A 12,056-nucleotide genomic window follows, 5' to 3' on the forward strand; every position below is an offset into this window, starting at 1 on the left:
CGTCCGCCACTCTACTCACCCGAAGGCTTTCGCGTTCGACTTGCATGTGTTAGGCATGCCGCCAGCGTTCAATCTGAGCCAGGATCAAACTCTTCAGTTCATCTCTTCTCGGCCACCGAAGTGGCCCGATCCTTGGCTCGACAGGCGTCTCTTTTGTAGACGTCCGTCGAGTTGCGATTCCTCGCACTCCCACAACGGAGCATCCACACAAGCTGACTTGACGTATTGTTAAAGAACTTAACCCTCAGAGATACTTCGTCGCTTAGCAGCTCGAAGCATTTCCTCGCTGGGCAGACCGACAAGTATACGGACTTTTCGAAGACTGTCAAACTTTTTTTGCCAGAATCTTGGGAAGCCCCTAATCGGCACGACGAAGGTGCCGTTAGCGTAAAACAAGCGCGTTCTCGTCCGGAGTGACGACGCACCATGTACGTTAGCTCAGCGTCACCCGCGCAAACCGGCGCTTGCCGACCTGGACTAGATGGGTCTCACCGCGCAAAAACGACTGCTTAGCATCAGCAAGCCGCTTCCCATCGACCCGCACTGCACCTTGAGCGACAAGGCGAAGACCCTCTGAAGTACTACTCACAAGCCCAGCGTCCTTAAGCAGGCGCGACAATGTCAGTCCTTCCTGACTAACCTCCAGTGTCAGCTCAGGCATGTCCGCGGGCAACTGCCCACGCTGGAACCGGTTGAGGAAATCATCGCGCGCCGCGACAGCAGCCGAGGCACCATAAAAGCGCGTCACCAGTGTCACCCCGAGATCAATCTTGATGTCGCGTGGATTCACGCCAGCCGCAACAGAATCTCGCATCACCTGAAGTTCCGCCGGCGTACGCGACGTTAGCAGATCGAAGTAGCGCCACATCAGCTGGTCTGATATCGACATCAGTTTGCCGAACATCTCTCCCGGCGGATCATCGATGGCGATGAAATTCCCCAGCGACTTCGACATCTTTTGAACCCCGTCAAGCCCTTCCAGGATGGGCAGTGTCATCACCACCTGAGGCTCCTGGCCGGCCTGCTCTTGAAGTTGCCGACCGACCAGTAGATTGAACTTTTGATCGGTTCCGCCCAGTTCAACATCGGCCTCCAGCGCTACCGAGTCGTAACCTTGAATCAACGGGTACAGAAATTCGTGCACCGCGATCGGCTGATGCTCACGATAACGCTTTGCAAAATCATCCCGTTCGAGCATTCGAGCAACGGTGTGCTGAGCCGCAAGCCGGATCAATCCTTCCGCCCCAAGCTGGTTGATCCAGGTCGAGTTGAAAACCACATCGGTCTGCTCAGGCTCGAGCACCTTAAAGACCTGCGCCTGATAGGTCTCGGCATTGGCCACGACCTCCTCACGTGATAGCGGTTTGCGGGTCACATTCTTGCCGGTCGGATCACCGATCATGCCGGTAAAATCGCCGATCAAGAAGAGCACACGATGCCCTAGGTCTTGGAATTGGCGCAGCTTGTTGAGCAGCACCAGATGTCCAAGGTGAAGGTCAGGGGCAGTAGGATCGAATCCTGCCTTGATCCGCAAGGGCCGCCCTAGAGCGAGCTTTTTTCGGAGAGCTTGGTCAGTCAGCACCTCATCAGTGCCATGCACGAGTTGATCGAAGGAGTCGGACATTCAGCTAGACAACCGCGGTTGTGCCCCGGCCCCAAAATAGGCTTAGGCAGAAAGTGAAGAAATGTCCTGAAAGTCTGCCACGGAATCTAGGGCCGCGGCTAGGCGAGTGGAGGTTGGGCACCGGTGAGCAGCTGGCAGCACCCTCTAAGGAGACAGCCTCATAAAATTTGCACTGTCAGCTGGGTATCATCCCGACAACCCCTTCCGCCCCAACTCCGCGTTCTCTACACTTGAGCGTCTGAGAGAGAAACCCTTCGAAAACGCAACTGGGGCCAAATCATGCGAGACTACAAAGGCAGCGGGAGCTTGACCTTCAGAAAACGTCGGCGCTTTCCGAGCACACTCGTAGCATTGATCCTGCTCCTCATCGCGTCGGCGATCGTCGGGTATATCGTTTTCACCCAAGGCCCGACGGCACCCGAAGCAACCGCTCCCGCAGCAACCAAGGCCTCATCAGGACGCGACGTCATCCCACTCAAGATTCCTGGCCAGAGCCCAAGCTCGGCGCAAGAGGACGACAGCTAAGGCCAGAAGATTCTAAGTCGAATCCGAAGCTATGATCATCCCATAACCCGCCTAGCGAGACCGATCAAGACCAATGACCAGCAAGCCAACAGACTGATTTTCAATCCAAAATGAGAAAGTTGTTGGCACGGCTTGGTCATGAGAGAAGCGACGATTAGGGCCAAATCTCGTCATTCCTTGCTCCTCTCCTCCCCTGCCTTCCTGGTGGCGTCATCGGCGATAGGTCATCACACCCAGTTGTGTCCCGACGACACCTGAAGGGATATCCATCTGATAGCATCGTTCGATGCGTATCCTGTGTAAGCTCGAAACACCCGCAGGGTCAAATCGCCACATCCGAACCAGGCGGGAACAGCGCTCGCATCAGCCGCAAGCCAAACCTGATTTCAGACGCCAAACGATGAACCGCAGCCGCAGGTCGTCGTCGCGTTCGGATTGCGGATCACGAACTGTGCTCCTTGCAAGCCTTCGGTATAGTCGATCTCAGCACCAGTGAGGTATTGCAGACTCATCGGGTCGACGAGCAGCTTAACGCCATCCGTCTCGATCTCGGTATCTCCATCCTGAACCGACTCGTCAAAGGTGAAACCATACTGGAATCCTGAGCAGCCACCCCCCTGGATGTAGACTCGGAGCATCAGCCCAGGTGAGTCCTCCTGTTCAATCAAGGTCGCAACCTTCGCCGCGGCCTGTGAGGTGAAGACCAGTGGCGCATCGAGGGCAACGGCTTCTGTCATTGTTCAATACCTCAGTAAATTACTCTGTCTTAGTGTGCCAGAGAGTGGGGGCCTCAGGCCAGTTCATTCAACCGCTTCAGGCTCAACACGTTCGGTCGGCTCGACCAGCGGGCTTGGCGAACAGGCATCGCCCGGCTCATCTGGCCACAAAAAGCCCTCAGAAGATCGAGCCATCGATGCGCCCTCGGGCTGAATGTCAACGATGAACTGCTCGAACTCGGCCCCTTCAGGCAACACGATCTCCCCCGAAATGGCCTGAAAATGTTCAAAGTCAATGAGCACCTCGGCTGGTGACGACCCAGGTAGTGCATCTAACGACAGCGTTTCTTGCTCGCCATCGCGAGAGAGCACAACGCTGACACTGACTCGTCCACGTGTCCGTTCTTCCTGCGGCACAAGCTGACTGAGCAGCATCTCGAAGCGGACGCTACCCGGTTCCGAGCCCTCACGCAGCAGTAACTCCTTAACCTCGACGATCCCCGCCTGATCGTCACGCACCAAGCGCTGCAGATAAGAGACGCGCTTGATCAGGTCAAGGCGCTCTCGCTGCAGATCAGCGAGCGACGCCTGCGCCTGCCGCTTCGCCTCGCGATCCATCTGATGGGCGCGCTCCAGACGCACACGCTCCTCGCGCGCCCGAGCAACCTCCTCCGACAAGTGACCCACTTCCGCTTGCAGCGCGCCAACACCAGCGAGGGCCTTGACCGCATCGTCACGACCAAGCCAGTAGCCAAACGCAAAGGTTAATCCGATCACCAGCAGCCAACCGAGGGTGATCAGCACTCGAAACCGACGCCTTGAGCGCTGAGCCCTCAGGTTGCGGTAACCGTGAGACTCGCGATCGTTGCCGAGGTTGCCGACCCGCTGGTTACTGGCCACCGAGATCCTAGGGTGCCAATGCAGACAATGCCAAGCCGGTGGCCTCGTCCCACCCGAACATGATGTTCATATTCTGTACCGCCTGCCCCGCGGCGCCCTTGACCAGATTATCGATCACCGACTGTACCACCACGACCCCTGCTCCTTGCGGCTCCAATACCGAAAGCCGACAGAGATTGGTGCCCCGCACAGAACGCGTCTCGACGGAACAGCCCGTTGGCAGCACATCGACGAAAGGCTCGTTGCGATAACGGGTCTCGAATAACGACTGCAAGTCCAGACCAGACTGCTGAAGCGTTGCGTACAAGCTCGCCTCGATACCCCGCACCATCGGCACCAGATGCGGCACGAACGTCAGCCCAACATCCACCCCGACGGCGTGCCGCAGATTCTCGCAGATCTCCGGCTGGTGGCGATGCCCGCCGACGCTGTAGGCCTTAAAACTCTCTCCGCACTCGGCCAAGAGCAGTGCGGTCGATGGCTTTCGGCCGGCGCCACTCACGCCAGACTTAACGTCCGCAATCAAGCGCGCGGCATCAACGACTCCAGCCTCCAGCAACGGCAGCAAGCCAAGCGTGACAGCCGTCGGATAGCAACCAGGATTGGCGACCAGGCGCGCCGTCGCGATGGCCTCACGATTGACCTCGGGCAAGCCGTATACCGCCACCTCAACCAAGTCGGGCGCCGCGTGTGTCATGCCATACCAGCGTTGCCAGACATCCAAATCCTTCAGGCGAAAATCCGCAGCCAAGTCGATCACGCACACGCCAGCGTCGAGCAACGCCGCAGCCTCGCTCATCGCCGTTCCGTTCGGGGTCGCGAAGAAGACCAAATCGCAGTCCGCAAGCCCGGCCGCCTCGGGCGTTGTAAAGGCGAGATCGATCTCGCCACGCAACGCGGGATGGAATTCGGCAACACCGGTTCCGGCATCAGACCGCGACGTCACTGCGGTGATCTCAACCTGCTCGTGCCTCACCAGCAACCGCAGCAGCTCAGAGCCGGTATAACCGGTCCCCCCGACGATACCGACCTTAATCATTCGTCAGTACCCCCAAGCGCGATCAGCAATCCTGGCTCAGCCACAGCTGCCACCAGCCGAGCCACAGCTGCCGCAGCCGCCACCGACTGATGGAAGATTGTTAAAGACGAAGGTCGCATTACCATCGCCAGGGTCGACGAAGTCGATCTCGACGCCACGGATATGCTCCAAGGTCCCGTCATCGACCACGACCTTGTAGCTGTCGAAATCCCTGATACCGTCATTCGGGTTGACCACATCGGTAAAGGTCATGCCAAAGCTGACGCCACTGCAGCCACCGGAGGCCGCATAGACACGAACACCCTGGATCGCATCGTCAACATCCTTGAAGAGCTCAGCCAGTTTGGCTTGTGCTGTGGGGGTCATGGAGAGATCAGTCTCAGTGATGAGGTTTTGCATGATGATGCTCTGCTTCAAGATCGCTGGAAACCCTGCAATGTACAGCAGGCTAGGACCCCATTGCCAGGCGCTGAGGCCGTCTGCAACGAACGCTGTCAGATCTCCACCATCTCAAAATCCTCCTTTCCCGCACCGCATTCCGGGCATTTCCAGGTCAAAGGCACGTCATCCCATGCCGTTCCCGGGGCAATCCCGTCCTCGGGCCAGCCTTCTGCCTCGTCATAGATCAGCCCACAAATCACACAGATATATTGCTTCATTATCCTCAGTCCGCCCCTCTACGGATGCTCGTTTCTTGCTTAACCGTGTAGCAATCAGGGTTGAGGCCTCGATTTTCAACGCGGCACCAGGACGCCGGCCACATGGTGGTTGCCATCAGCGCCAGGTCGCCAGAAAATGGCCTATTCTCGCCAGCTGTCGCCCGCTGCTGCTCGCTGCAAGACCGATCGACTAGCTCAAGCGCGCCGCTCACAGGCAACAACAGAACCACTGCAACGCCTGCCACCCTTGTTTCAGACCCTATTCAGGAGCGAACTGATGTCCCGATCCCACGACCTCTTCACCGCGGCACAACGACACATCCCTGGCGGTGTCAACTCGCCGGTGCGTGCCTTCCGCGGCGTCGGCGGGGACCCGGTGTTCTTCGAATCAGCCTCTGGCGCCTTCGTCACCGACGCCGATGGTAAGCGCTACATCGACTATGTCGGCTCCTGGGGCCCGATGATCCTCGGCCATGCCCATCCCGAAATCCTCGCCGCAGTCACCGAGCGTGTCGCCATGGGACTGTCGTTCGGCGCCCCCACCGAACTCGAAACACTGATGGCCGATAAGGTCTGCGAGCTGGTACCGAGCATGGACCTCGTCCGCATGACCAGCTCCGGCACCGAGGCCACCATGAGCGCAATCCGGCTCGCACGTGGCTATACCGGCCGCGACAAGGTGATCAAATTCGAAGGCTGCTACCACGGCCATGTCGACTCCCTGTTGGTCAAGGCCGGCTCTGGCATGCTCACCCTGGGGGAGCCTAGCTCACCCGGCGTTCCCGCCGCCCTCGCCGAGCTGACCATCACCCTGAGCTACAACGCTATCGATCAGGTGCGCCAGACCTTCGCCGATATCGGCAATCAGATTGCCTGCATCATCGTCGAGCCCGTGGCCGGCAATATGAACTGCATCCCGCCCGTGCCCGGGTTCCTTGAGGGACTGCGCGAGGTCTGCGATGAGCACGGCGCGGTGCTGATCTTCGACGAGGTCATGACCGGATTCCGAGTCGCCCTGGGCGGCGCCCAGGAGCACTTCGGCATCACCCCGGACCTGACCGCACTCGGCAAGATCATCGGCGGCGGTATGCCGGTCGGCGCCTTCGGCGGGAAACGCGCCATCATGGAGCACATCTCCCCACTCGGACCGGTCTATCAAGCCGGCACCTTGTCCGGCAATCCGATTGCGATGACCGCGGGCCTCAAAACCCTCGAACTGATCGGCGAGCCCGGCTTTCATGACCGAGTTGCAGCCCAAACCGAGCGCCTGACCAACGGCTTGGAAGCGCAAGCACGCGCGGCCGGCATTGGCCTCAGCACCAACCGCGCCGGCGCCATGTTCGGCCTCTTCTTCACCGACGACGGCCCGGTCACCAATTACGCCCAGGCCACCGCTTGCGATCAGGAGCAGTTCCGCCGGTTCTTCCATGCCATGCTCGATCAGGGCGTCTATCTTGCGCCCTCGGCCTTCGAGGCAGGGTTTGTCTCTGGCGCCCATGGCGATGCCGAAATCGATGCAACGCTAGAGGCCGCCAGCAAGGCCTTCGCTGACCTCGCACGCTGAGCCAACCGCGTCAGCCTCAGGCCAGGCCAGTAGCGCTGCTTGCAATGAGCGCTACTGACATGAGCACTGCTGCCAATAAGCCCTCCTCGCGCAACAGCTGTCTGATGCTCGGCGTCTGATGCGCCATGGAGGCTTCACTCAACCAACTCCTCAGCTGGATCGGCACAAACCCGGCCTGGGCCTACCTGATCGTCTTCTTGGTCTCCTTCGCGGAGTCAGTCGCCGTCATCGGCGTCGTCGTGCCGGGCGTGATGATCCTATTCGGCGCCGGCGCGCTGATCGCATCCGGCGAACTCGCCTTTTGGCCCACCGTCAGCCTGGCCATTGTTGGCGCCATCAGCGGCGATAGCCTGAGCTTTTGGATTGGCTACCGCTACCGCGACCAGATTCGGGCGCACTGGCCCTTCAGCCGACATCCGAAACCCCTCGATCGTGGCATCGTCTTCTTCGAGAAGCACGGCGCCATGAGCGTCGCCTTTGGTCGTTTCGTGGGTCCAGGTCGAGCCATCATCCCGATGGTCGCTGGCATGATGCAGATGCCGCGGACACGCTTCGCCGCGGCCAATATCAGCTCCGCGATTGCTTGGGGGCCGGCCTATCTGGCGCCAGGAATTGTCTTCGGTGCCTCCCTCAAGCTCGCCGCCGAGGCCGCCACGCACCTCGCCATCCTCATCATGATCCTGCTTTCACTGCTCTGGGCGGCGGCCTGGTTGGCTTGGCGACTGTTCTTCCTGCTCAGTCCGCACGCCTCGCACGGGGTGCAAACACTGCTGCGCTGGAGCAACCTGCACCCAGTGTTCGGTCGCACCGCGCAAGCGCTCGCCGACCCTGATCATCCGGATGCTGCCACCCTCACTGCGCTCGCACTCGCGCTCGTCGCCGCGGTCGCCCTGCTGGGCATGTCGCTGAGCGCCGACCTCTTCGGCGCGCAGGATATGCGCATCAATCAGTTCGCGCTCGACCTCGGACAAAGCCTGCATACACCGCTCGCCGACCAGCTCATGGCCGGACTGAGCCGCCTCGGCGAGCCAGTGGTCACCATCCCGCTGGTCATCGCGATCCTCGTCTACCTGAGCCTTAGCGGCCAGCAGCGCGCGTTGGAATACTGGCTCGCGGCGCTTGCCTTCACGCTGTTGGTCACGCCAACGCTAGGCTGGCTGGTGCGCATCCCAAGGCCCGAGCTCGGGCTCGATCTGCGCTGGCCCTGGTCATTCCCCAGTGGACAGGTCTTGAGCGCAACCGTGCTCTACGGTTTTCTCGCACTCTCAGTCTCGCGTCCCCTCGCGCCTCGCTGGCGTTGGACGCCATACGCCCTCGCTGCCGCCCTGATTACCGCCGTCGCCCTCGCGCGGCTCTATGTCGGCGCAGCCTGGCTCACGGATATCATCGCCAGCATCGCCCTCGGGTTGCTTTGGATCGCTGCCCTCGGGCTCGCCTTTCGGCGCCATACTGAACCGTCCGAACAGGTCGCTGGTCTCGTCCTCGTCACCCTGATCGCCGCCAGCGCGGCCTTCACCGCCGCCACGCTGACACAGCAACCGCTCGACATCGCGCGTCACCAACCAACTCGGCCGCTCATCACGCTGACCCTGACCGAATGGCGTACGCGCCAGGATCTGCCCATCGCCAGGCACCGCGAAGATCTCTGGCACCGCAATCAGCGTCCCTTCGATGTCCAGTACGCCGGCCCGCTCAATCGCCTCTCCCAGATCCTTGCCGGGCAAGGTTGGGCGCCCGCCGAGAAGCTCAGTTGGAGTAATGCAATCAAGCTGCTCTCACCGTCGTTAACGCTCGCGGAGCTGCCGGTCGTCCCGCATGTTCACGATGGACATCACGATGATCTGATACTGGTTAAGGATCTACCGGATGGGAGACGCCTGGTGCTGCGGCTCTGGGGCACGCAGGTCCAGCTTACTTCTGGCGCGCCCATCTGGGCCGGCAACATCACCGAAGTGATCAAGGAGCAGATCGTTCATCTGCTGGCATTACCAATCACCGTTCCAGTTGACGCAAGCGGCCAAGCGCATTGGCTGACCGACCTAGCGCAATCGCCGGAGATGAGCATGGAGATGGGTGCGCCGACCTTGCTAGCGCCAAAAGAGCTTGATTTACTCACGGACAAGTAAGCCGGCAAGGGCGAGCCACCGAACAGCGAGTTGCTAGCAAGCAATCCAAATCGCTGCGGCTAAGGCGATGGCCGAGAAGGCCGACCCGAATGGTGCTGAACCTTCCCGAACGGCCTTTCAGGGTTCCGCGCCCCAGCGTGCCGAGAGGCGGTGCGGAACACCCAGATGATCAAGCACGCGAGCAGCCATGAAATCGATCACCTCATCGACACTCTGTGGATTGAAATAGAAACCCGGATTCGCGGGCATGATCACCACCCCAGCACGCGCCAAGCGCAGCATGTTCTCGAGATGGATGGTCGTGAAGGGGGTCTCGCGCACCACCAAGATCAGCTTACGGCCTTCCTTCATCGTCACATCGGCTGCGCGATCGATCAAATCTTCGCTCAGGCCGGCAGCAATGTTGGCCAGGGTTCCGGTGGTGCAGGGAACGATCGCCATCGCGTCTGGAGGATTGGTTCCGCTGGCCACCGGCGCCGTCCATTGCTGGCGACCAAACACGCTGAGCTGGCCCTCCTGCGCCCCCAGATAATCGCAGAAGAAGCGCTCGGCCTCTTTTGGTCGGCTCGGCACCTCGAGCCCCGCCTCCATGCGCAACACCACCTGCGCCGCCTGCGAGATCAACAAATAGACGCGCACCTCGGCGTCGATCAAGCCCTTTAACACGCGTAGCCCATAGCCCGTCCCCGAGGCTCCGGTCAGTGCGATGGCGATGGTCTGCTTCCAGCGGGGTAGGGTCGGTTGGGTCATGCGAGACTCAGGCAGTGGCGTTATCGAAGACGGATTTCGGAGAAGCGTCGCTGTGCACCGATGCGCAAACGCTCAATCGCCAGCCGCCGAGGATGCAAGGCGCTTGAGGATTCGCTGATGGATGCCCCCAAACCCACCGTTGCTCATGACCAACACATGATCCCCTGAGCGCAGCTCGGCCGTGGCAGCGGCCAAGATCTGATCGAGCTCCGTGCAGAGGCTCAAACGATCACCGAGAGGGGCCAGCGCCGAGGCCGCATCCCAGGCCAAATCTGGCGGGCTATAAACGACGACGCGATCCGCCACATCCAATGACCCTGCCAACGCCCCGGTATGCGATCCCATGCGCATGGTATTCGAGCGCGGCTCCAACACCGCGATGATCCGCGCCTGCCCCACTTGCCGCCGCAGCCCAGCCAAGGTGCTCGCGATCGCTGTTGGATGATGGGCGAAATCGTCATAGACGCGCACACCGGCCTCGGTTCCGCGCAGCTCCATCCGCCGCTTTACACCCTGAAAACGCGACAGGGCTGTGATCGCCTGCTCGGGCGCGATACCAATGTGCTGCGCCGCGGCAATGGCCGAGAGGGCATTCTGTACATTATGCAGCCCGATCTGCGACCACTCGAGCCGCCCCTGCGGCTGCCCTTGGAAAGAGAGACGAAACGCCGAGCCATCGCTAGCGCACAGCTCGGCCTGCCAATCGCAGCCGGACCAGCCCAAAGCCGCGCGATGGTGGACCTCGGGGTCCTCATCCTCGGAGCTTGCGGCCGCAATCCCAGTCGAGACACAAGGCGTCCAGCAGCCCATGTCCAAGACCTCGGCAAGCGCCACATCCTGCTGCGGATGGATCACCCTGCCGGTGCCGGGGACGGTCCGAACCAAATGATGAAACTGCCGCTGGATCTGCGCGAGATCGTCAAAGATGTCAGCGTGATCAAACTCGAGATTGTTCAGTACCAGCGTTCGTGGGCGGTAATGAACGAACTTGGAGCGCTTATCGAAGAAAGCGGTGTCGTACTCGTCCGCCTCGATCACGAAGTATGGCCCGTCGCCAAGCCGCGCCGAGAGACCAAAATCCAGCGGTACGCCGCCAATCAGGAAACCCGGTTTAACCCCGGCAGCCTCCAAAATCCAGGCCAGCATGCTCGCCGTCGTGGTCTTGCCATGGGTTCCCGCCACCGCCAGCACATGTCGGCCGCGCAGGCCCTGCTCGGCCAGCCACTGCGGTCCAGAGTTGTAGGACAGATTGCGATCGAGCATCGCCTCGACTACCGGCAGCCCACGCTTCATCGCGTTACCGACGATCACCAGATCCGGCGTTGGCTGCAGATGCTCAGCGGCATAGCCTTGCATCAGGTCGATACCAGCGGCCTCGAGCTGGGTGCTCATCGGCGGGTAGACATTGGCATCGGAACCAGTCACCCGATGGCCGAGCGCGCGGGCAATCAGCGCAAGCCCGCCCATGAAGGTACCGCAAATACCAAGGATATGGAGATGCATCGAAGGTCGAATCCTGAATCAGCCGTCAGCGGGCGCCATCGATCACGCCACCAACGATCACAAACGAGAGCAGATCGAAGCCGATGGCAATCGCTGCACCCTGCAACAGGGATAGGCTGAAGGCGTGGCGCAGGATATGACCAACCGCCAGCACACTCCAGACCACGAGTAGCAGAAATAACACGCCGGCCAGCGCCAGCAAGCCGCTCTCACTGTCGACCGGACGCGCCATCCCAACCGGCAACAAGGCCAGCAAGGTGATCAAGGTATCCACGCCCACCAACGCCGTCGCCGTCTGCAGGAAACGCTGCTGGCGCTCGACCAGCCTGAGCGCCAGCGACAAGGCCCCCAGCGTCAGCGCCAGATCCAACAGGCTTTGCAACAGGCCATCGCCAAGATCGACACCTGCGGTGATCGCCAGCAAGGAGCCCGCACCAAGACCAACGAGCAGCACCAACAGCAACAGCGCAGGCGACGCGGGCAGGTCCTGCGGCGCCCGTCGCAGCAGTGCGAGATCGATAAAGAAGTTGATGATGACCAGCACAGCGATGCGTCCGAAGCAGCAATTGAGGCCGAGCATGATAGCCATGCAGCAGCACTTAGGGAATCGCAGCAGGACCTGATAGGCGGGCGGCGAATCAGCGCTGTTA

General features: G+C 60.7%; 12 protein-coding genes and 1 rRNA gene. 3 read left to right on the forward strand and 10 right to left on the reverse strand.

All coding sequences use genetic code 11. The features are described from left to right. Positions 1–100 (reverse strand): 16S ribosomal RNA (locus tag CCR96_RS22535); the annotation flags it as partial. A 333-nt stretch (positions 101–433) separates the two neighbouring features. After that, positions 434–1,624: a tyrosine--tRNA ligase gene (gene tyrS, locus CCR96_RS22540; RefSeq protein WP_201223993.1), complete on the reverse strand. Its 1,191-nt coding sequence runs from the start codon at positions 1,622–1,624 to the stop codon at positions 434–436. Positions 1,625–1,903: 279 nt separating this feature from the next. Here tyrS and CCR96_RS22545 point away from each other — a divergent pair, with 279 nt between their 5' ends. After that, positions 1,904–2,149: a hypothetical protein gene (locus CCR96_RS22545; RefSeq protein WP_201223995.1), complete on the forward strand. Its 246-nt coding sequence runs from the start codon at positions 1,904–1,906 to the stop codon at positions 2,147–2,149. Between the two features lie 386 nt (positions 2,150–2,535). On the opposite strand, the gene erpA is transcribed toward CCR96_RS22545, so the two are convergent. From erpA to CCR96_RS22570, 5 genes are all read right to left on the reverse strand, one after another. Continuing rightward, a complete protein-coding gene (gene erpA / locus CCR96_RS22550) occupies positions 2,536–2,886 on the reverse strand; it encodes an iron-sulfur cluster insertion protein ErpA (RefSeq protein WP_200247339.1) in 351 nt (116 codons plus the stop codon). A gap of 63 nt (positions 2,887–2,949) precedes the next feature. Next, positions 2,950–3,669, reverse strand: coding sequence for a DUF6776 family protein (locus CCR96_RS22555; protein WP_207192052.1), 720 nt, complete (start codon positions 3,667–3,669; stop codon positions 2,950–2,952). A gap of 103 nt (positions 3,670–3,772) precedes the next feature. After that, on the reverse strand, positions 3,773–4,804 hold the full coding sequence (argC, locus tag CCR96_RS22560; protein ID WP_201223999.1) for an N-acetyl-gamma-glutamyl-phosphate reductase: 1,032 nt from the start codon (positions 4,802–4,804) through the stop codon (positions 3,773–3,775). A gap of 36 nt (positions 4,805–4,840) precedes the next feature. Continuing rightward, positions 4,841–5,203, reverse strand: a complete 363-nt coding sequence (locus tag CCR96_RS22565; RefSeq protein ID WP_200247332.1) for a HesB/IscA family protein — start codon at positions 5,201–5,203, stop codon at positions 4,841–4,843. A gap of 95 nt (positions 5,204–5,298) precedes the next feature. Further along, complete coding sequence (locus CCR96_RS22570) at positions 5,299–5,463, reverse strand: rubredoxin (RefSeq protein ID WP_200247330.1); 165 nt, start codon at positions 5,461–5,463, stop codon at positions 5,299–5,301. Between the two features lie 277 nt (positions 5,464–5,740). On the opposite strand from CCR96_RS22570, the gene hemL reads away from it, so the two are divergent. After that, the gene (gene hemL / locus CCR96_RS22575) at positions 5,741–7,027 is read left to right on the forward strand and encodes a glutamate-1-semialdehyde 2,1-aminomutase (protein ID WP_201224001.1); all 1,287 of its coding nucleotides are present in this window, start codon (positions 5,741–5,743) and stop codon (positions 7,025–7,027) included. A 125-nt stretch (positions 7,028–7,152) separates the two neighbouring features. Then, positions 7,153–9,153 carry a bifunctional DedA family/phosphatase PAP2 family protein gene (locus CCR96_RS22580; protein WP_201224003.1) on the forward strand — a complete coding sequence of 667 codons (2,001 nt, stop codon included), beginning with the start codon at positions 7,153–7,155 and terminating at the stop codon, positions 9,151–9,153. A gap of 117 nt (positions 9,154–9,270) precedes the next feature. On the opposite strand, the gene CCR96_RS22585 is transcribed toward CCR96_RS22580, so the two are convergent. The 3 genes from CCR96_RS22585 to CCR96_RS22595 form a co-directional block, all read right to left on the reverse strand. Continuing rightward, entirely contained in the window at positions 9,271–9,903 is a 633-nt protein-coding gene (locus CCR96_RS22585; protein ID WP_201224005.1) for a flavin prenyltransferase UbiX, read from the reverse strand. A 72-nt stretch (positions 9,904–9,975) separates the two neighbouring features. Further along, positions 9,976–11,406, reverse strand: a complete 1,431-nt coding sequence (mpl, locus tag CCR96_RS22590) for a UDP-N-acetylmuramate:L-alanyl-gamma-D-glutamyl-meso-diaminopimelate ligase (RefSeq protein WP_201224006.1) — start codon at positions 11,404–11,406, stop codon at positions 9,976–9,978. Between the two features lie 25 nt (positions 11,407–11,431). Next, positions 11,432–11,995, reverse strand: coding sequence for a hypothetical protein (locus CCR96_RS22595; protein ID WP_242519309.1), 564 nt, complete (start codon positions 11,993–11,995; stop codon positions 11,432–11,434). Positions 11,996–12,056: the final 61 nt, after the last annotated feature.

It is taken from the genome of Halochromatium roseum (assembly GCF_016653315.1).
Taxonomy (GTDB): Bacteria; Pseudomonadota; Gammaproteobacteria; order Chromatiales; family Chromatiaceae; genus Lamprobacter; species Lamprobacter roseus.